This is a genomic window from Bacteroides ndongoniae (assembly GCF_900108345.1).
Taxonomy (GTDB): Bacteria; Bacteroidota; Bacteroidia; order Bacteroidales; family Bacteroidaceae; genus Bacteroides; species Bacteroides ndongoniae.
Genome location: NZ_FNVV01000013.1, coordinates 451,856 through 472,126 on the forward strand (window position 1 = coordinate 451,856; position 20,271 = coordinate 472,126).

22 protein-coding genes and 1 tRNA gene are annotated in these 20,271 nt (G+C 47.2%); 13 read left to right on the forward strand and 10 right to left on the reverse strand.

What is annotated here, in order from left to right; genetic code table 11:
- The first annotated feature begins 9 nt into the window (after positions 1-9).
- Positions 10-1,053 carry a ketol-acid reductoisomerase gene (gene ilvC / locus BQ5591_RS06115; protein ID WP_071148774.1) on the forward strand — a complete coding sequence of 348 codons (1,044 nt, stop codon included), beginning with the start codon at positions 10-12 and terminating at the stop codon, positions 1,051-1,053.
- A gap of 113 nt (positions 1,054-1,166) precedes the next feature.
- Here ilvC and BQ5591_RS06120 read toward each other — a convergent pair whose 3' ends face one another.
- The 5 genes from BQ5591_RS06120 to BQ5591_RS06140 all read right to left on the reverse strand — a co-directional run bounded on the left by BQ5591_RS06120 (position 1,167) and on the right by BQ5591_RS06140 (position 5,926).
- Entirely contained in the window at positions 1,167-1,385 is a 219-nt protein-coding gene (locus tag BQ5591_RS06120; protein WP_071148775.1) for a hypothetical protein, read from the reverse strand.
- The gene (locus BQ5591_RS06125) at positions 1,382-1,855 is read right to left on the reverse strand and encodes a DUF3990 domain-containing protein (protein WP_071148776.1); all 474 of its coding nucleotides are present in this window, start codon (positions 1,853-1,855) and stop codon (positions 1,382-1,384) included. The genes BQ5591_RS06120 and BQ5591_RS06125 overlap by 4 nt, the downstream gene beginning before the upstream one ends.
- Entirely contained in the window at positions 1,852-2,091 is a 240-nt protein-coding gene (locus BQ5591_RS06130; RefSeq protein WP_022162977.1) for a DUF3791 domain-containing protein, read from the reverse strand. The genes BQ5591_RS06125 and BQ5591_RS06130 overlap by 4 nt, the downstream gene beginning before the upstream one ends.
- A 455-nt stretch (positions 2,092-2,546) precedes the next feature.
- Positions 2,547-3,713, reverse strand: coding sequence for a 6-bladed beta-propeller (locus tag BQ5591_RS06135; protein ID WP_071148777.1), 1,167 nt, complete (start codon positions 3,711-3,713; stop codon positions 2,547-2,549).
- Between the two features lie 308 nt (positions 3,714-4,021).
- Positions 4,022-5,926 (reverse strand): AAA domain-containing protein, encoded by a 1,905-nt coding sequence (locus BQ5591_RS06140; protein WP_205410622.1) that lies wholly within the window; start codon positions 5,924-5,926, stop codon positions 4,022-4,024.
- Between the two features lie 76 nt (positions 5,927-6,002).
- Between BQ5591_RS06140 and BQ5591_RS06145 the strand changes: the two genes are divergently transcribed.
- From BQ5591_RS06145 to BQ5591_RS06155, 3 genes are all read left to right on the forward strand, one after another.
- Positions 6,003-6,773 carry a DUF1295 domain-containing protein gene (locus BQ5591_RS06145; protein WP_071148778.1) on the forward strand — a complete coding sequence of 257 codons (771 nt, stop codon included), beginning with the start codon at positions 6,003-6,005 and terminating at the stop codon, positions 6,771-6,773.
- 75 nt (positions 6,774-6,848) lie between these two features.
- Entirely contained in the window at positions 6,849-8,072 is a 1,224-nt protein-coding gene (locus tag BQ5591_RS06150) for an NADH:flavin oxidoreductase (RefSeq protein WP_071148779.1), read from the forward strand.
- 4 nt (positions 8,073-8,076) lie between these two features.
- Positions 8,077-8,925 carry an SDR family oxidoreductase gene (locus tag BQ5591_RS06155; RefSeq protein WP_071148780.1) on the forward strand — a complete coding sequence of 283 codons (849 nt, stop codon included), beginning with the start codon at positions 8,077-8,079 and terminating at the stop codon, positions 8,923-8,925.
- Between the two features lie 135 nt (positions 8,926-9,060).
- Here BQ5591_RS06155 and pfkA read toward each other — a convergent pair whose 3' ends face one another.
- From pfkA to cmk, 3 genes are all read right to left on the reverse strand, one after another.
- A complete protein-coding gene (gene pfkA / locus BQ5591_RS06160; protein WP_022164438.1) occupies positions 9,061-10,041 on the reverse strand; it encodes a 6-phosphofructokinase in 981 nt (326 codons plus the stop codon).
- A 96-nt stretch (positions 10,042-10,137) separates the two neighbouring features.
- Positions 10,138-11,013 carry a 4-hydroxy-3-methylbut-2-enyl diphosphate reductase gene (locus BQ5591_RS06165; protein ID WP_071148781.1) on the reverse strand — a complete coding sequence of 292 codons (876 nt, stop codon included), beginning with the start codon at positions 11,011-11,013 and terminating at the stop codon, positions 10,138-10,140.
- Positions 11,014-11,037: 24 nt separating this feature from the next.
- Positions 11,038-11,727, reverse strand: coding sequence for a (d)CMP kinase (cmk, locus tag BQ5591_RS06170; protein ID WP_071148782.1), 690 nt, complete (start codon positions 11,725-11,727; stop codon positions 11,038-11,040).
- A gap of 269 nt (positions 11,728-11,996) precedes the next feature.
- On the opposite strand from cmk, the gene BQ5591_RS06180 reads away from it, so the two are divergent.
- The 9 genes from BQ5591_RS06180 to BQ5591_RS06220 all read left to right on the forward strand — a co-directional run bounded on the left by BQ5591_RS06180 (position 11,997) and on the right by BQ5591_RS06220 (position 17,964).
- Complete coding sequence (locus tag BQ5591_RS06180) at positions 11,997-12,686, forward strand: energy transducer TonB (RefSeq protein ID WP_071148783.1); 690 nt, start codon at positions 11,997-11,999, stop codon at positions 12,684-12,686.
- An 86-nt stretch (positions 12,687-12,772) separates the two neighbouring features.
- Positions 12,773-13,747 carry a polyprenyl synthetase family protein gene (locus BQ5591_RS06185; protein ID WP_071148784.1) on the forward strand — a complete coding sequence of 325 codons (975 nt, stop codon included), beginning with the start codon at positions 12,773-12,775 and terminating at the stop codon, positions 13,745-13,747.
- Positions 13,748-13,765: 18 nt separating this feature from the next.
- Complete coding sequence (locus BQ5591_RS06190) at positions 13,766-14,467, forward strand: hypothetical protein (protein ID WP_071148785.1); 702 nt, start codon at positions 13,766-13,768, stop codon at positions 14,465-14,467.
- Between the two features lie 8 nt (positions 14,468-14,475).
- Entirely contained in the window at positions 14,476-15,255 is a 780-nt protein-coding gene (locus BQ5591_RS06195; RefSeq protein WP_071149358.1) for a TatD family hydrolase, read from the forward strand.
- Positions 15,256-15,417: 162 nt separating this feature from the next.
- A tRNA-Ser gene (locus tag BQ5591_RS06200) sits at positions 15,418-15,505 on the forward strand.
- A gap of 76 nt (positions 15,506-15,581) precedes the next feature.
- Positions 15,582-16,394, forward strand: a complete 813-nt coding sequence (locus BQ5591_RS06205) for a MotA/TolQ/ExbB proton channel family protein (RefSeq protein ID WP_022164429.1) — start codon at positions 15,582-15,584, stop codon at positions 16,392-16,394.
- A 15-nt stretch (positions 16,395-16,409) separates the two neighbouring features.
- The gene (locus BQ5591_RS06210; RefSeq protein ID WP_022164428.1) at positions 16,410-16,892 is read left to right on the forward strand and encodes a hypothetical protein; all 483 of its coding nucleotides are present in this window, start codon (positions 16,410-16,412) and stop codon (positions 16,890-16,892) included.
- Between the two features lie 17 nt (positions 16,893-16,909).
- Positions 16,910-17,500, forward strand: coding sequence for an ExbD/TolR family protein (locus BQ5591_RS06215; protein ID WP_022164427.1), 591 nt, complete (start codon positions 16,910-16,912; stop codon positions 17,498-17,500).
- The gene (locus BQ5591_RS06220; RefSeq protein WP_071148786.1) at positions 17,500-17,964 is read left to right on the forward strand and encodes an ExbD/TolR family protein; all 465 of its coding nucleotides are present in this window, start codon (positions 17,500-17,502) and stop codon (positions 17,962-17,964) included. The genes BQ5591_RS06215 and BQ5591_RS06220 overlap by 1 nt, the downstream gene beginning before the upstream one ends.
- Positions 17,965-18,322: 358 nt before the next feature.
- Here the strand turns inward: BQ5591_RS06220 and BQ5591_RS06225 are convergent, their stop codons facing one another.
- Positions 18,323-18,856 carry a GNAT family N-acetyltransferase gene (locus BQ5591_RS06225; RefSeq protein ID WP_071148787.1) on the reverse strand — a complete coding sequence of 178 codons (534 nt, stop codon included), beginning with the start codon at positions 18,854-18,856 and terminating at the stop codon, positions 18,323-18,325.
- Between the two features lie 22 nt (positions 18,857-18,878).
- Complete coding sequence (locus BQ5591_RS06230; RefSeq protein WP_071149359.1) at positions 18,879-20,156, reverse strand: IgA Peptidase M64; 1,278 nt, start codon at positions 20,154-20,156, stop codon at positions 18,879-18,881.
- Positions 20,157-20,271: the final 115 nt, after the last annotated feature.

Here is a 20,271-nt window from a genome sequence, read left to right on the forward strand (position 1 = left end):
TAAAACAAAATGGCACAATTGAATTTTGGCGGTGTTATCGAGAATGTGATGACCCGCGAAGAATTTCCTTTGGAGAAAGCACGTGAGATTCTGAAAGACGAAACTATCGCAGTAATCGGATATGGTGTACAGGGACCGGGTCAGGCCTGTAACCTGCGTGACAATGGTTTCAACGTTATCGTTGGCCAGCGTCCGGGCAAGACCTTCGAGAAGGCGATTGCTGACGGATGGGTACCGGGCGAAACACTGTTCGGCATCGAAGAAGCAGCCGAGAGAGGTACAATTGTGATGTGCCTGCTTTCCGATGCTGCTGTTATGTCGGTATGGCCTTCGCTGAAGCCGCACCTCACAGCCGGCAAGGCTCTTTATTTCTCACACGGCTTCGCCATCACTTGGAGCGACCGTACGGGTGTAGTTCCTCCTACAGATATTGATGTTATCATGGTAGCTCCGAAGGGTTCGGGTACTTCACTCCGCACCATGTTCCTCGAAGGCCGCGGACTGAACTCTTCTTACGCCATTTATCAGGACGCTACGGGCAAAGCTATGGACCGCACACTGGCATTGGGTATTGGTATTGGTTCCGGCTATCTGTTCGAGACTACTTTCCAACGCGAGGCTACTTCCGACCTTACCGGCGAGCGTGGTTCGCTGATGGGTGCTATCCAGGGGCTGTTGCTGGCACAGTACGAAGTGTTGCGCGAGAACGGTCACACGCCTTCCGAAGCCTTCAACGAAACGGTTGAGGAACTGACTCAGTCGTTGATGCCCCTTTTTGCCAAGAACGGTATGGACTGGATGTATGCCAACTGCTCTACTACTGCACAGCGTGGTGCCCTCGACTGGATGGGCCCGTTCCACGATGCTATCAAACCCGTGGTTCAGAAGTTGTATGAGAGCGTGAAGTGTGGTAACGAAGCTCAGATTTCTATTGACAGCAACTCGCAACCCGACTATCGCGAGAAGCTGAATGCCGAACTGAAAGCCCTGCGCGAAAGCGAAATGTGGCAGACTGCTGTTACGGTACGCAAGCTCCGTCCGGAAAACAACTAAAGTCATTTAGGATTGTAGAAAAAACAGGGAATGCCCCGGCGTGCGTTGCACGGCTGGGGCATTCTTGTTTTATGGGGAAGCGTTTTGATATGTCTCCTCTTATAGTTTCTAATCTATCCCATTATTCCGGTAGTTAGCTCATGTTCCAAAAACGAGTAGACATAGTTGGAACTTTGGAAGTATAGTCCAGTTTCAGGATTGGATAGTTTGGCGTAAGTGTCCGATGTATACAGAGTGTCTACTGCGTCAATGAATGTCATGCCTTGTTTTTTAACGAGCAGTCTGATGAGGTCTGCTGCTACATGTTCTATCATGTAATCAATGTCGGTCATAATTTCCTAAGTTTAGAGATAGCAAGTTCTGTTCCAAAGAAATATTGGTAAGTAACGCCTTTGAAGTATTTAATACGATTAAGAAACTCTTTCATATCGATACTTCCGTCTTCCAGTTTTTGAATTTGAAAGCCCACTCTGTCATTTGCAATAAGTCCATAAATAACATCGTAGTTGTTATCGAAAGTAAAAGCATTCTTTCGGTTCTCAAATACAAAGTTGGCCCATTCTTCAGAATAATGTTCAAATTTGAGATATTTCAGATCGCCATTTTCCAATAGGGACTCATCAAATTCAAATATGGTTATTACAGGATTACCGCCCACAGTCAGTGCTCTGAATCTGGCAAGCTCTTCTGCTTGAATTTGATTGTCTGATAGATAGAATCCCCGTCCAAAGTCTTTGCAGGGTTTGGATTTATAGAGGTCTATCTTCTCGATTTCAATATTGCTGCCGTGATATAGTTTCATGTAATGGCTCCTCCCTGACGATTTAAATAATGGGTCAATGAATCCAAAGCTTCGTCAAAACTGAGTGTATGCATGATGTTGTAATGCTCGTCCACAAGTTTGATACCGCCGAAACGTTTGATGTATCGGTAGGCTTGCATTTTGTTCAGTCCGTTACGCTCGGCAAAATGAGAAATGAGAGAGAGCAGATATTCCGCTTTATCCCGGATGATGCTATGTTCTACAACGATGTCCATAGTGCTTTTATCCAATGGTTGCTTTGGCAAAAATAGCGAAAAATTGTTTGCTTTATTATATTTCCCTCATTATTTTCATGCTCGGATATTTTTGAGGATAAGATTGAAATTCTATCATTTCTGCCACACTTGCATCCCATGTGTTCCACACTTGCAATCCATTTGTTCCACACTGGTGTGGCTCGTGCAGAATGCTTGTGTTGTACGGCGGGGGGGTAAAGTGGTATAAAACATCTCTCCAGACATTTGATTTCTTTTATCCGGAAATACCTTTCACGCTTTCACCGCCTTGCATTGGGGTGGCGTTCAGGCGAATGTGGTGAAACATGAAGTTTCACCACGGTGACGCAAATCCGCAAAAAAACGAAAGTTCTTCTTTTACCTTTCAACGCAATGCGCTTAGTATAAGTGATATAGGGTGAAACTTCACGGCTGTTTCGGCAGGTCCTGGCCTTTTACTTCCTTGGAAACTGGAACAGTAACAGGACCGGATTGTCTTCGTCTTTCAGTTCTTTGTACACGCGGGCAAATTGGTCTGCCAGTTCGTTATGAGGCAGAAGGTTTTGGGCAATCACATTCCGCATCAGTCCTTTGAATAGGAAGGGCGGATAGGACTGGGCCAGCATGTCTGTCCCCTTGACGGCAAGATAATCGTTGCTTCCGCCGCCCATAAATTCCGTTACCCGTATAAAGCTGCATGGCTTCACGGTTCTTTCCTGTTTGTCTATTAAGAAAATCCACGGGTTGGTCTTGAAAATCAGGTAGTCTTCGTTTTCGACCATATCTTCAATGGTGTGGACGTATCCTTCCTTTGCGCAGAGTTGTGTAAACTCGAAAACATTCATCGGTTGTTCAAGCAGTTCCTTGGGCAGTGTCCTTTCACCGAAATCGATTGTGTACAGGGCTTTTACTTCTCCGTTGTCGGCTTTGTAAATGGTATAGTCAAAAGGCCAGGTGAACAGTACGCTGTGCCCTTCGGTGACCTGCCTGCCGGCGCTTACGCGATATATTGTTCCCTCTTCCTGAGCTTCTGCCCCCATGTATTTACCGTCGGGAAAAGGTATCTGCTTTTCCGTTCCGTTTTGCTCATCATACACATTGAAAATACGTTTGCCCAAAGGGGCTGTACTATAATAGTAAGTATAGCGGTCGGTTGTGGCAAAGTTCCGGAAATAGTCGGAGACGTTCCGTTCTTTGACAAATTGTCCGTCGTAGGAATAATACATTATTTTATAAGGCCGGTTGCACAGGACGGCCAGAAGTCCGTTTTGTATGCTGATGTCACTCAGGGCAACATATTCTTTCGGACCGTTGCCGATGTCATGAATGGCATTGATAAACTTCCCGTTTCCGTCGAAAATGAAGATTTTCTGTTGTCTGTTGTCCAGCAGAAACAGTGTGTCGCCAGCCATACAGATGGCATTGATACTCTGGACCAAAGAAGCGTCGGTCGTTTCAAGCGGCAAGATACGGGTTTGGGCAAAAAAGGCCGAATCAGTCAATTCTACTTTTTCTGTAGAGACTTTTAACGTTTCTTCTTTCTCAGATTGGTTGCTCTTGTTGGAGCTGCAACTTGCAAGCAGCGCACAGCAAGCAATGAGTGTTAGTAGTTTCTTTTTCATGGTTTTATTTTTTTGTTGCAAATATGAGTAAATAGCAAGAATTGAGCAACAAAACGAGCGTGCAAAAACGTGCATTTTGTCTATTTAGGCAGAAACTGTTCTTGGGAAACTGTCTGTTGACATTGTTTGTAAGACTAAAATACGTATAGTTCAATTGGGTAAAGACATCTACTAACTACTACGCTACGAGTGCAACAGTTACTGCACTTGTAGTGCAATAACTACTGCACTGTGAGTGCACAGCCTACTGCACTATCAGTGCAGTAACTGTTGCACTGTTTTTACATAACTGTTGGCTGATTGGTACACTATTGCTTGATGTACTCCAGCAGCTTCTTGTAGAACGCATGCCGGCTCAGTGTAGCGGCTTCGCCTAGGATGACCAACTTCATGCGGGCACGGGTCATGGCTACGTTCATGCGGCGCAGGTCGGAGAGGAAACCTATCTGACCTTCTTCGTTGGCACGGACCAGGCTGATGAAGATGACGTCGCGTTCCTGACCCTGAAAACCATCTACGGTGTTGATGCTCATCAGGTCGCGGTAGGGGCGGAAGACGGCACTGCCACGCAGCTTGCTGCGCAGGTATTGCACCTGTGCCTTGTAAGGCGATATGATGCCGAAGTCGATGCGCTCGTCCAGGATGCGCTGTCCGCCGATGCGGGCGATGTATTTCTCCAGCTCGCTGAGCAGCAGGTCGGCTTCCTGCCGGTTGATGCGGCCGAAACTTTCGCCTACGAACTCTTCCTTGAAGTCCATTTCCGAGGTGTCAATCCACGAGATGGGTGTGTCCCAGTCGAGGATGCTGCGGTGGCGTACGCTGGGGTCGGCCTGCAGTTGGCCGTCGTAGAACCAGTCGGACGAGAAGCGCATGATGGCTTCGTTCATGCGGTATTGTGTGGTGAGCAGGGAGACCGTGTCGGGCTTGCGGGTAACGAGGGTTTCCATCAGCGTACGTTCCAGTCCGCCGCGTGCCGCTTCGTAACACTTGATGGTGGGCGGCAGTTGCTGGTGGTCGCCCGCCAGAATGACGCGGTCGGCCTTGCGGATGGCTATCCAGCAGGCGGCTTCGAGTGCTTGTGCTGCCTCGTCGATGAAGAGGGTGCCGAAGCGGCGGCCCGACAGCAAGCGGTGGTTGCTGCTGACCAGTGTGGAGGCAATGACGTGAGCCGAGTCGAAGAGGTCGGCATTGATCTGCACTTCCAAGGCTGTGGCGCGGTCTCGCAGGCGGGAGATGCGGCTGCGTATGCCTTCACGTTCTTCGTAGGTGCCACGGCGCGACTTGCCGTGCAGCTGGCGAAGTTCCTTGCGGATGCTCCACAGTTCGGGATATGAGGGGTGAGACTCGAAGCGACGCTCGTAGGTGAAGGACAGCATCTTGTCGTTGACCCGTGTAGGGTTGCCGATGCGCAGTACGTTGACACCACGGTCCACCAGCTTTTCCGAAATCCAATCGACAGCCGTGTTGCTCTGAGCACACACCAGCACTTGCGGTTCGCGGTGCAGCGTTTCGTAAATGGCTTCGACCAGCGTAGTCGTCTTGCCCGTTCCGGGAGGGCCGTGGACGATGGCCACATCGCGGGTACACAATACCTTGTTGACGGCCGATTCCTGCGTGCGGTTCAGCCAAGGGAAGCGGACGGGATAGAGTTCGCGGAAGCCGGGCTTCAAAGTGCCCAGCAGTGTGTCGCGAAGTTCGGCCAAGCGGTTGCCTTTGGCCCGGAGGACATCGTTCAGTGCCTCGAACATGGTACGGTAGCTGGTTTCGTCGAAGTAGAGCTGCACGCCCAGGCGGTCGGCTCCCTGCACGTCGAGGATGGCACCCGCGCCGGGCATGACGACCACCATGCGTGTGTCGTCGGCATAGCTGACGGTGGCCTGGAAGTTGTAATAGTTGAGGCTGCCGTCCGCCGTCTGGCGGAAGAAGCAGACGGGGCGTCCGTACTCGAACGAGTGCTCGATGTCGGTATCTTCGGTGCGTGTCACTTCCAGCACCAGTTGGTTGAGCGAGTTGTAGTAGCTGCGTCCGGCCGTGGCGGGAAACCAGCACAGGCCACGCTTCACCTTGCGTGCTACGCCCATGGTTTCGGTCTGGCGGCGGAACTCTTCCTTCTCGTATTCGTACTCCATGCGCAACAGCAATTGCTGACGCTGCAGGTGGAGGCTGGGGCTGTTTGTCTCTTTTTCCTGTTTCATGAGTGCAAAGGTAGTCATTCTTTATTTTAATTCGGATAAAACTTATTCCATTGTTTTAGTTTTCACTATATTTGTACGCATAAATGAGACAGTTATGGATGTAGAAAAGTTTCACTTGTTTCTGATAGTGATGAGTGTCGTGGCACTGTTTGTGTTTGTGGCACTCTATTTTGTAAAGGCCGGTTACGGTATGTTCCGCACCTCGTCGTGGGGACTGTCCATCAACAACAAGCTGGCCTGGATGCTGATGGAGGCGCCTGTGTTTGTCGTGATGTTCTGGCTGTGGGGGCGTAGTGGCATGGGCTTTTCCATGCCGGTATATGTGTTTTTCCTGTTGTTTCAGCTTCACTATCTTCAGCGTTCGTTCATTTTCCCTTTCCTGATGAAAGGAAAAAGCCGCATGCCACTGGCCATTATGGTGATGGGCATTGTGTTCAATGTGCTGAACGGAATGATGCAGGCCGGCGGGTTGTTCTATTTTGCACCGGAAGGGCTCTATGACGGCGGTATGGATTACTTCCTGAAACCTCATGCCGTGGCAGGATTGTTGCTGTTCGTAGTGGGCATGGGCATCAACCTGCATTCCGATCATGTCATCCGTCATCTGCGCCGTCCGGGCGATACGAAGCATTATCTGCCTGCCCGTGGCCTGTACCGTTATGTCACTTCGGCCAACTATTTCGGCGAACTGGTGGAGTGGACGGGCTTTGCCATACTGACCGCGTCGCCGGCAGCCTGGGTGTTTGTCTGGTGGACGTTTGCCAACCTGGTGCCCCGTGCCGATGCCATCCACAAACGTTATCGTGAGGAGTTTGGCGATGAGGCGGTAGGAGGGCGGAAGAGGGTGATACCTTTTATATATTAACTCTGGTCTGCATCCGCTCGTATTGTCCGCGATTGGAAAATATGTTATATCTGAATCTTAAAGAAACATAGATAAATGAACTCTAAACTGTTTACCCCTGTAACCATAGGTCCGCTGACGCTGCGTAACCGTACTATCCGCTCGGCGGCCTTCGAGAGTATGTGTCCGGGCAACAAGCCTTCGGAACAGCTACTCGACTATCATCGCTCCGTAGCCGCGGGTGGTGTGGGTATGACGACAGTGGCTTATGCTGCCGTTACCCGTAGCGGCCTTTCCTTCGACCGTCAGTTGTGGATGCGTCCGGAGATTGTGCCTGGCTTGCGCCGTCTGACCGATGCCGTTCATGCCGAAGGTGCTGCGGCCAGCATCCAGTTAGGACATTGCGGCAACATGTCACACAAAAGCATCTGTGGCTGTATGCCCGTAGGAGCCAGTAGCGGCTTCAACCTTTATTCGCCTACGTTTGTCCGTGGCCTGCGTGCCGACGAACTTCCGGAAATGGCTCGTGCTTACGGCCATGCAGTGAATCTGGCGCGTGAGTCGGGCTTCGATGCTGTGGAGGTTCACGCCGGGCATGGCTATCTTATCAGTCAGTTCCTTTCGCCTTCTACCAATCATCGCAAAGATGAATTCGGCGGTTCGTTGGAAAACCGCATGCGCTTCATGGACATGGTGATGGACGAGGTAATGAAGGCAGCCGGCAACGACATGGCCGTATTGGTGAAGATGAATATGCGCGACGGCTTCCGTGGAGGTATGGAGCTGGACGAGTCGTTGCAGGTGGCGCAGCGGTTGCAGCAAAGCGGTGCCCATGCGCTGGTGTTGAGCGGTGGCTTTGTGAGCAAGGCACCTATGTACGTGATGCGCGGCGAGATGCCCATCCGTACCATGACCCACTATATGGATTGCTGGTGGCTGAAGTACGGAGTACGTATGGTAGGCAAATGGATGATTCCTACCGTGCCTTTCAAGGAGGGGTATTTCCTGGAAGATGCCTTGAAGTTCCGCAAGGCGCTCACCATGCCTTTGGTCTATGTAGGCGGACTGGTGGCCCGGCAGAAGATTGACGAAGTGCTGGATTGCGGTTTCGAGGCTGTGCAAATGGGTCGCGCACTACTTAACGAACCGGGCTTTGTGAATCGTATGAAGGCGGAAGAGAATGCACGCTGCTCGTGTCGGCACAGCAACTACTGCATTGCCCGTATGTACAGCATCGACATGGCATGCCATCAACGGTTGAAGGAAGAGTTGCCGCCTTGCCTGAAGAAAGAGATTGAACGCATCGAAAGCAGGGGGTAGGCGTATGGATAAGAAGAAACTGGCTGTAATAACAGGAGCGGACGGCGGCATGGGGACTGAGATCACTCGTGCCGTAGCCCGTGCGGGCTATCGGGTAGTGATGGCCTGCTACAATCCGGCTAAAGCCGAAGTGCGGCGCAGAATGCTGGTTGAGGAAACAGGCAATGCCGACATTGAAGTGCGGGGCATCGACCTGGCTTCGCTGGAGTCGGTAGCTGCGTTTGCCAACCGCCTGCTGGAGCAAGGAGAAAGAATCTCACTGTTGATGAACAATGCCGGAACGATGGAAACCGGCCTGCACATTACAAACGACGGACTGGAGCGTACGGTCAGCGTCAATTACGTGGGACCTTATCTTCTGACGCGCAAGCTGTTGCCGCTGATGGGTGAGGGGAGCCGGGTGGTGAATATGGTGTCGTGTACGTATGCCATCGGGAAACTTGATTTTCCCGACTTCTTTCTGCGGGGCAAGAAAGGAGCTTTCTGGCGTATTCCTATCTATAGTAATACCAAATTGGCGCTGACGCTGTTTACCATCGACTTGGCACGCAGGGTTAAGGAGCGTGGCATTGTGGTAAATGCTGCCGATCCGGGTATTGTTTCGACAGATATTATTACGATGCACATGTGGTTCGATCCGCTGACAGATATTCTGTTTCGTCCGTTTATCCGTACGCCCCGTAAGGGAGCGGCTACAGCTATCAGTCTGCTGTTGGACGAGGAAGCCGGACAACGGACTGGTACACTGAATGTAAGTTGTCGCCCGAAGCATTTGTCAGATAAATATTTGCACCACTGGCAAATGGGAGAACTGTGGAACCGTACGGAAATTGTTGTAGAGAAGTGGCTATAATAAGTAAGCTGCGGCATAGAAGATGTCGATAGCTGGCAAAAAAAGTGTGTGCCAAATGAAGAAAGAGGCTCCTTCATTTGACACACATGTACTTTTATATGATAGACCGGCTATGCCGGTTGGTAATCTTGTGTATCAGATAGAAAGTTCGCGTAAAACGTTCACCAATTCCTTTTGGATAGGTTTGTCGTTCTTGATGGCTTTGGTGAAGGGGACATAAACCACTTCGTCGTGCTCGATACCTATCATGACGTTCCGCTGGCCTTCCATGATGGCATCGATGGCTGCTGCACCCAGGCGGCTGGCCAGGATACGGTCGTGTGCCGTTGGACTACCACCGCGTTGCAAGTGGCCGAGGATGGTAACGCGTACGTCGTATTGCGGATATTCGTTTTTCACACGTTCGGCATAGTGCATAGCTCCTCCGGTCAGTTCGCTTTCGGCTACCAGCACGATACTGCTGTTCTTTGATTTGCGGAAACCGTTCTTGATGAATTCTTCCAATTGGTCCACTTCTGTGCTGAATTCCGGGATAATGGCAGCTTCGGCTCCTGAAGCGATAGCGCCGTTCAGTGCCAGGAAGCCTGCATCACGTCCCATGACTTCGACGAAGAACAGACGTTCGTGTGAGGTCGCTGTATCACGGATTTTGTCGACAGCATCCAGAATAGTGTTCAGGGCGGTGTCATATCCGATGGTAGTATCTGTACCATAAAGGTCGTTATCGATGGTACCCGGCAGTCCGATACACGGAACGTCGAATTCCTGAGCGAAGATACGTGCACCGGTCAGCGAACCATCACCGCCGATGATGACGAGTGCATCGATGCCTTCTTTCTTCATGTTGTCGTAAGCCAGCTGACGGCCTTCGGGAGTAGTGAATTCCTTACAACGTGCCGTTTTCAGGATGGTTCCTCCCAACTGGATGATGTTGCTGACATTCTGGCTTCTGAATTCCTTAATCTCGCCGGTCACCAGTCCTTTGTAACCTCTATATATACCTTTTACTTGAAGTCCGTTGTAGATGGCTGCACGTGTCACAGCACGGATGGCTGCGTTCATTCCCGGAGCATCTCCTCCGGAAGTCAAGATTCCGATGCACTTAATTGTTCCCATAACAATCTTTTTTTAAGTTAATAATTCGCCACAAAGATACGAAAAACCCAAGGGCGTGACTGATAATTTACGTTAATTTCTAATTCCTGAAAAGGACTATTTCTGGCTTGTTAGTCTTTCTTTTATGGCATCCGATATTTCTTCCATCAGCCATTTGGGAGTAGAAGTCGCTCCACATATACCGATGGAGGAGGCGCCTGTGAGCAGATTGTTGTCTATCTCAGCCGCGTTGTCTATCAGATGTGAATTTGGGTTGACTTTCTGGCATTCGGCAAAGAGCATTTTCCCGTTCGAACTTTTCTTGCCGCTGACGAAAAATATCAGATCGTGCGAAGAGGCAAATTTCCGGATGTTGGGGATGCGGTTGGCTACCTGGCGGCAGATTGTATCGTAGTATTCGAAAGAAACACCGGGGGAGATGTGTACCTTGATATATTCTACAATACGTCGGAATTCATCGAGCGATTTGGTCGTTTGCGAATAAAGCCGGATGTCTTTGGTGAGATCCAGTCGCTGAGCCTCTTCCAGTTTTTCAATGACGATGGCTTTTCCGTTGGTCTGCCCAACAAGTCCAAGCACTTCGGCATGTCCGTTCTTGCCGTAGATGACGATTTGTTTGTCACTGCTTTCCTCTGCCATGAATTCCTGCTTGATTCTTTTCTGCAGCTGGAGGACTACGGGGCAGGTTGCATCAATGATTTCGATATTGTTGCGTCTGGCTATTTCGTATGTCTCGGGTGGCTCACCGTGGGCACGAAGCAGTACTTTGGCATTTTTCAGTTGTCTGAATTCCTCGTGGTTGATGGTTGTCAGTCCCATGTTTTCCAGCCGTTCTACTTCGCGGCTGTTGTGTACGATGTCGCCCAGGCAATAAAGAGTTCCTCCATTGGCCAGTTCTTCTTCGGCTTTGCGGATGGCGGTTACTACTCCGAAGCAGAATCCGGATCCTTCATCTATTTCTACTTTCACCATATCTTTGTCCTCCTGTCTGCCTGTTCAAGCTTTGGTAATCCGTTCGAACTGTTCCTTCAGCCATTCTTTTTGCTGTGTCAGTGACAGGTGGCTGTTGTCCAGCAATAAAGCGTCTTCGGCCTTTTTCAGCGGGCTTACCTCTCTGTGCTGGTCGATGTAGTCTCTTTGCTTTACGTTCTCCAGTATCTCGTCGAAACTGGCAGCTTCTCCTTTGGCTTTCAACTCATTGTAGCGGCGTTGAGCGCGTATTTCGGGCGAAGCGGTAACAAACACTTTGAGTTCGGCATCCGGAAATACGGTAGTACCGATGTCGCGTCCGTCCATTACAATTCCTTTTTCTTTTCCCATTGCCTGCTGTTGTGCTACCATTGCTTCACGAACAAAATCAAGGGTGGCGATCGGGCTTACTTTGGCCGATACTTCCATGGTCCGGATTTTGTTTTCTACGTTCACTCCGTTCAGATAGGTATCGGGGCGTCCGGTCTCGGCGTTCAGCCTGAAACTGATATGTATGTCGCCAAGCTGTGCTTTCAGTTTTTCCTTGTCGATTTCGTCCCCGTGGAAGATTCCGTTTTCGATGCTGTATAAAGTCACGGCACGGTACATGGCTCCACTATCGATATAAATGTAACCTATCTCACGGGCCAGGTCTTTGGCCATGGTGCTTTTCCCGCAAGAAGAGAATCCGTCGATGGCAATTGTAATCTTTCTCATAAGAGTGTATATATAATAAGGTGTATTTCGATTTTGGCTTTAATCAGAATGTTTTTCGACATTTCGTTTAAAAATCCTGCCAAAGATACGGGTATTTTTAAAATATCTCGTTACTTTTGTAGCACAAAAGCAGATAAAGCCCTTTTAAGGATTAAAAAAATAAAAATGCAAGGTCTATTGTGTAAAAAAACACAGCCAAGCGTGAACATTCGTAGGAAAAGTGCTATATTTGCCCCAAATGAGAAACACTAAAATTATTATTATAGATTATGGAAATTAAAAAGACACCTAAGGCAGACTTGGAGAACAAAAAGTCTACATGGCTGCTTGTCGGTTACGTAATCGTGCTTGCCTTTATGTTCGTTGCGTTCGAATGGACGAAACGCGATGTGAAGATCGATACAAGCCAAGCTGTAACCGATGTTGTATTTGAAGAGGAAATTGAAATTCCTATCACCGAACAACCGGAAGTTGTTGCGCCTCCTCCTCCCGAGGCTCCGTCTATTGCTGAGACCTTGACGATTGTGGAGGACGATGCTGATGTAGAAGAAACTACAATTGCTTCTTCTGAGGAAACTGGCCAGGCTGTAGAAATCAAGTACGTGCCTGTTGCTGTAGAAGAGGAAGAACCGGAAGAACAAACAATCTTCGAGGTTGTAGAACAGATGCCGGAATTTCCTGATGGTGGTATGGCTGGTTTGATGCAGTACTTGAGCAAGAACATCAAGTATCCGACTATCGCACAGGAAAATGGTACTCAGGGTCGTGTTACAGTACAGTTCGTGGTTAACAAGGACGGTAGTATTGTAGACGCAAAAGTATTGAGAGGTGTTGACCCCTATCTGGACAAAGAAGCACTCCGTGTGATTGGTACTATGCCGAAGTGGAAACCGGGTATGCAACGTGGTAAACCCGTACGTGTAAAATACACAGTGCCTGTAATGTTTAGATTGCAGTAATAAAGTTTATATAAAAAAAGAAGAGGCTGCTTTAAGCAGCCTCTTTTTGTTCTCTCTTCTTTCAAGATAAAAAAGATCTATTTACTATGTTTACGGCTTCAGAGCTACTTGATATTGTAAGGGGGCATATTGCCGGATTGCAATTTACCCGTACTCCCAAAGGACTGTATGATCCTGTTTCTTATGTTTTATCGCTTGGTGGAAAAAGAATCCGTCCCGTCTTGATGCTGATGGCTTATAATCTGTACAGGGAAGATGTTAAGTCGATTTTGCAACCTGCTACGGGTATTGAGGTGTATCATAACTATACTTTGTTGCATGACGATCTGATGGATCGCGCAGACATGCGACGGGGTAAGGTAACCGTGCATAAGGTGTGGAATGATAATGTAGCCATTCTCTCGGGCGATGCCATGCTGGTGTTGGCCTATCAGTTTATGGCGCAATGCGCTTCCGAAAAGTTGAAGGACGTGATGGATTTGTTCAGTCTGACCGCTTTGGAAATATGTGAAGGACAGCAGTTGGATATGGAGTTCGAACAGCGTAAGGATGTGAAGGAAGGTGAATATATTGAAATGATTCGTTTGAAAACATCGGTTCTGCTGGCTGCCAGTTTGAAAATCGGAGCTATTTTAGGAGGTGCTTCGAAGGAAGATGCGGACGCTTTATATGATTTTGGCGTAAATCTAGGACTGGCATTCCAACTGAAGGATGATTTGCTGGATGTTTATGGCGATCCGCTTCGATTTGGAAAGAACATCGGAGGTGATATCCTGTGCAATAAGAAGACCTATCTGGTTATAAAGGCTTTTGAACATGCCAATACCGACCAGGAAGCTTTATTGAACGATTGGTTTACCCGTGAGGCTTTCGATCCGCAGGAGAAAATTGCTGCTGTAACCCGTTTGTACAACGAGATCGGAGTGAAGGCTTTGTGTGAAAATCGAATTGTGGAGTACAGCAAGCGGGCGTCGGAAAGTCTGAACCGGGTGAATGTTCCTGCGGAAAACAAACAGGAACTGGAAACGATGATGAACGAACTGATGCATCGTGAAGTCTGATAGGTTTAAACAGATGTAATGCCTTACCGAAGACTACCGAATACTGACCAGGCCAGAATCAGGGCTTTGAAAGCTGTCATAACGAAGGCGGATATGTGCAACGGTGATGCGATGGCCATATCCTGGAAGTCGTTGTCGGCGGCCAGGCGGTTTCTTGTGAAGTTTGAAGCAGCACAGCGTTACTATACCGAATGCTTTGCGAGGCAGGCAAAGGCTGGTCAGAAACACCAATCTAATGTAAAAATGGCTCGTTTGTATGTTTCACATTTCATTCAGGTGTTGAATTTAGCGGTAATACGTTCGGAAATCCGTTCATCGCATAAAGAATATTATGGCTTGGAACCACAAAGTTGTAATGTGCCCGATTTGTCATCCGAAACTCAACTGGCGTCATGGGGGCGAAAAATCATAGACGGAGAAACTCGTCGTCTGTCTCAAGGAGGAACGCCGATTTATAATCCGACTATTGCTAAGGTAAAGGTACACTATGATATTTTTATGGACAGTGGTGAACGGCAGAAGGAGTATCAGGAGGCTACGGCTCGGAGTCTCGAAGCACTCTCTTCAATGCGTGCCGAGGCAGATGAACTGATTTTGGATATTTGGAATCAGGTTGAACGTAAGTTCGAGGCGGTTAGTCCAAATGAAAAGAGACTGGACCTGTGCAGAAGTTATGGGCTGGTCTATTATTACCGTACCGGTGAAAAGCAGATAAAGTAAGTAAGATGATAAAGTTGGTAGATTCGCATTCGCATTTGTTTCTGGAAGAATTTTCGGAAGATTTGCCTGAAGTAATGGAACGTGCCCGGCAGGCAGGGGTAACTCATATCTTTATGCCCAATATAGACAGTACCACCGTTGAGCCGCTGTTGCAGGTTTGCGCTGCTTATAAAGATTTGTGTTATCCGATGATGGGGCTTCATCCGACTTCGGTGAAGGATGATTATCTTCAGGAATTGGAAGTTGTATGCCGTTATCTGAAAGAACCTAATTCGTTTGTGGCAATTGGCGAGATCGGTATGGATCTTTATTGGGACAAGACCTTCGTAAAAGAACAGGAGGTTGTGTTCAGGCAACAGGTTGAATGGGCATTGGAATACGGCCTGCCTATCGTGATTCATTGTCGTGAAGCTTTTGATTATATATATAAGGTATTAGCAGATTACAAAGCTACGCCTTTAACTGGCATCTTTCATAGTTTTACGGGAACGCAAGAAGAAGCGGAACGCCTTCTTGAGTTTCAAGGGTTCTGTTTAGGGATTAATGGAGTGGTTACTTTTAAGAAATCGACATTGCCTGGTGTGTTAGCTCAGATTCCTTTGGAACGTGTGGTACTGGAAACGGATTCCCCTTACCTTACTCCGGTTCCCAATAGGGGAAAAAGAAATGAGAGTGCTTATGTCAGAGATACGCTTACCAAAGTTGCCCAAGTGTACGGCAAGACGCCGGAAGAGGTTTCGTTGGTGACTTCTGAAAATGCCTTAAAAGTGTTTGGAATGCTCAAATAACGTTCCGAAGATTTTAAAGTTTATTAATTTTGAGATATTATTCAATATAAAACGGGGAGAATGCACCGGAAGAACGAAAAAAAGAATACATTTGTAGCTGAAAACGCAGATTATTCGCATTTTTTTTGTAATTTGCACCCGATTTATAAGGGGCATTGATTAGGAGAGATGCTCGAGTGGTTGAAGAGGCACGCCTGGAAAGCGTGTATACCCCTAAAGGGTATCCGGGGTTCGAATCCCCGTCTCTCCGCAGATTTTGATTAATTGTGAAACAAATAAATATAATAAAATAAATTAATTAATTAATCTTAAAATTTAGACACACAATGAAAAAGTTATTTGCAATTGTTGCTGTGATGGGAGTCTTAACATTTGGCTCAACTCAACTTGCTCAGGCTCAAGATGCTCCTGCAGCTGAACAAACCGAACAAGCTGCTCCGGCTGTTGAAGCAGCTCCCGCTGAAGCCGCTGCTCCTGCAGCTGTAGAAGCTACTGAAGGTGGTATCCACAAGGAATTGAAAACAAAATTCATCGAAGGTTCTGCATTCTTCATGAGTTTCGTTGCTATTGCATTGGTTATCGGTCTTGCATTCTGCATCGAACGTATCATTTATCTGAGCTTGGCTGAAATTAACACAAAGAAGTTCTTGGCTGCTATCGAAGCTGCTTTGGAAAAAGGTGATGTAGAAGCTGCTAAAGACATCGCTCGTAACACAAGAGGTCCTATCGCATCTATCTATTATCAAGGTCTGCTGAGACTTGACCAAGGTATTGATGTTGTTGAGAAGTCTGTTGTTTCTTATGGTGGTGTACAAGCTGGTTACCTGGAAAAAGGTTGCTCTTGGATCACATTGTTCATTGCGATGGCTCCGTCATTGGGATTCTTGGGTACTGTAATCGGTATGGTGCAGGCATTCGATAAGATCCAACAAGTAGGTGATATCTCTCCGACGGTTGTAGCAGGTGGTATGAAAGTGGCCTTGATTACTACTATCTTCGGTTTGATCGTTGCTTTGATTCTGCAGGTATTCTACAACTATATCCTGACTAAGATTGAAGCTTTGACCAGCGAAATGGAAGATTCTTCTATTACGCTTTTGGATATGCTCATTAAATATGACCTGAAGTACAAAAAATAATAATATATCTGCGATATGAAAATTAGAATTCAAAAAGTTTCAGGTTCTGTATTATTGGTAATGCTTCTCATTACGGTGGTAATACTGGGACTCTTCTTCTTCGGAGGGGAAACTCCTGTATCCCAACGGTTAGTCGCAGATACTTCCATGTCGGAACCTGCACAGACAGATGCATTGATTTACTGGATGTATATTTTGCTCGCTGTTACTGTATTCATTACGATAGCAGGTGCTATCTTCCAGTTTGGATCTAAGTTGGTTGATTCTCCTAAAACGGCAATTAGATCTTTGTTGGGACTTATCATGATTGTTCTGCTGTTGGTTGTGACTTATTCGGTAGGCAGTGATGTTCCCTTGGTAATACCGGGTTATGAAGGTACAGAGAACGTACCGTTTTGGTTGAAGATCACTGATATGTTCTTGTATTCCACTTATATTATGATGGGTGTACTCATCCTGTTAATTGTAGGTTTTGGAATTTCGAAGAAACTTAAATAATTTAGGAGAAGAATAAGATGGCAAAAGGAAAAAGAAGCACACCTGAAATCAACTCCAGTTCAACGGCGGACATGGCTTTCTTGTTGCTCATCTTCTTCTTGATTACTACTTCTATGGATACTGACCGTGGATTGGCAAGACGTTTGCCGCCACCACCCGAGGAAAACCAACAGAAAGATGATATCAAGTTGAAGGAGCGTAATGTATTGCAAGTCTTCTTGAACTTACAAGACCAGTTGATGTGTGGTGAAGACTATATTAACGTAGATCAACTGCGTGATAGAGCTAAGGAATTCATTGCTAATCCGAACAATGATGAAAAGCTTCCGGAAAAATATGCGGTAGAAGTACCGTTCTTCGGAACTGTTCAAGTAACAGAGAAGCATGTAATATCTTTGCGTTGTGACCGTGGTACTTCTTACAAGGCATATATCGCTGTTCAGAATGAGCTGGTTGCTGCATACAATGAATTGCGTGACGAAGTAGCTCAGGAAAAATGGGGTAAGAATTATGCTGATCTGGATGAAGTACAGCAAGAAGCAATTCGTAAAATTTATCCTCAGATGATTTCTGAGGCAGAACCTAAAAAGTACGGAGAAAAGAAGTAATGGGAAAATTTAATAAATCTGGTAAACGCGGAATGCCTGCGTTGAACACTTCTTCTCTGCCTGACCTTATCTTCTCACTGTTGTTCTTCTTTATGATTGTAACAACAATGCGTGAAGTAACATTAAAGGTTGAGTTTAAGGTTCCGCAAGGTACAGAATTGGAAAAACTGGAGAAGAAATCATTGGTTACGTTCATCTATGTAGGAAAGCCTACTGCCGAGTTCCGTAAGAAATTAGGTAATGAGAGCCGTATCCAGTTGAATGATAGTTATGCAGAGGTTTCTGAGATTCAGGATTATATTATTGGTGAACGTGCCAGTATGAAAGAATCTGATCAGCCTTTGATGACCGTTTCTTTGAAGGTCGATCAGGATACCAAGATGGGTATCGTAACCGATATCAAGGAAGCTCTTCGTAAAGCTTATGCATTGAAGATTAACTATTCTGCACAACCACGTCAGTAATTGTTAATCGGTGAATTATAAAAAGAGAGGCCGGGTCTTATTGATCCGGCCTCTTTTTTGCTATATCCTCTCGTTTTCAAGTGATCAGTTTGTCCTCCTGTATCGTCATGATGATAGAGTACTGCTTACGGTATGCTGAGTGGTTAACTGACGGCTTGTCGAGTGAATAGTTAGCGGCTGCATCTACTCGTTGACTTATGGCTTAGGAAGGAAATAATTAACGACTCAAAACACCTTGAAATATACTTGGAAAAATCTTCGGAACTGGGGCCGGATTTTTTCCCAGTTAGGAAAATAAAATTCCCCAGTTAGGAAAATATTTTTTCCTAACTAGGGAGAAAAATGGGGGTAAGTATTCTTATTTCACGTTGTATACTTCCCGATAGATAAGATTCTTTATTTCATCAAAAGATTTTTCACATTCCAGATTACCGTATGCCATAAGGTGCATGGGCAGGTACATGTCACCCGCTTTGTAAGGAGGTTGCAGGTACTCCTTTTCCCATAAGCTGAATCCTTGTCTCTGATAGAATCCGATGCGCCGTTTGGCCATTTCTTCTACAGGTGTTTCTACTTCCAGTACGATGGGACGGTGCAGTTCCTCGCAAAGTTTGTTTAGTACCGTTTTGCCATAGCCACCATTTCGTTGTGCAGGATCGATGGCAAAGTGCTCCACATAATAAAACTGTCCGAAATCCCAGTAAGTGATAAGTCCGATGGGGGCGCCGTCGTTCAATATAATGTTGTTATAAAAGATCTCTTTTGAGTCGGTATATTCCCGTTCTTCTTCTAAAGCGCGGTATTCGTCTGTCGGGAAAGACGCCACCAGCAGTTGCTCCATGTACTGATAATGCGGAGAGCGTGAGTCGGTGATACGTTCGAATGTAATCATAGAAATATGGGTTATAAGGTGATTATTTGGTATAGAAATCAATCATCCGTTGGATGGCACGCTGACATACGCGGCAGAAAGTTGGATAACTGTTGGTACGCATGCGGCAGTCGTCGGCCGGACGGTAAACGCCTTTCGAAGAATAGCCTCCGCCTTCGTATACGCCTACGGGATAAGTCTCGCTTTGCTCTGTTGGCGTAGGAACCGGTGTGCCCGGAGCCAGCATATCTTCCCACTTGGAGGCAAAGTCGACGCGGGTAGTGATGTTCTGTTCCCACGGTTCGATATCCAGCGGATACATGCCCGACATGACATCGTCATCGTAGAAGTATTCGTCGCCCAGTCCGGCAAAGCTATGGCCGAATTCGTGTACCACTACAGGACGGAATTGCGGATGATGGGCTGTAGTCAGTGTGTACGAATTGTAGATGCCTCCACCACCATACTCTTCGGTATTGGCCAGGATGATGATGTGTTCGTAAGGGATGCCGGCCAGTGCGTCGTGGATGGATTTTATGCGCGAGGTAGTCAGGTATCTGTCCGAATAGAACGTGCTGAAGTGTGAGCTGAATGCCGTGTGCTTCCATTCGCCCAAACGGGGAATACTTACGCCGCTGTCTTGCGAAGGGCTGGCAACGGCTACGATGTTGAAACGCGACTTCAGACTTTTGAACGGTTCGTGGGCAAACAGGCTTTCGCAGGCGATGTCGGCGTCCTGATAGAAGGTTTCTATTTCGTCGGGTGTATATCCTTCGGCCAGGATAGCTACATCGATGCACTGTTCGGCGCTGCCGCTTTGCAGTAGATATTTGTGCGGAGTGATGTGCGACTGTCCTTTGTGGTGAATCAGGATGTCGTCGGGATTGACGATGTGCTTCAGCTTTGCCTGTACGTTGCGGCGCAGGTCGAACAGCGTAATTTCTACTTCAACCGGACGGAGCGGGTAGGGAATCAGGAAAGTATTTTCGAATCCCTTTACCGTCTGCTGTGCTTCGTCAGTCTCCAGCCATTCCTGAAAAAGTGATGAGAAAGATGTCTTGTAGATGGCTTTTCCGCTTTGCTGGTCTTTTACGACCACTTGTCCGTTTCCTTCCAGGGGCAATTCGTCCAGATGGTGTTTCCGTCCGGCCCATCCGGGCAGGGAGCAGAGTTCGTCCAGGCAGATTTCCTGTCGGGTTGCGTTTCCGGTAAAGATATAGTCCAGCCGAAGCGTCTTGTCGGCAAAATAGTCGTTGAAGTTTTGTGCAGATGCAGCCGCAGACATGCACAAACCTATCAGGAACAATCCAATTTTTCTCATATTCGTTAGCATTTATTTATATCCACAAAGATACGTGCTTTGTTTTGCATCTGCAATTTTATTTCTTTCTTTGTCATAAAAGTTATAAATCGGATAGAAAACGAGAAAAAAATGA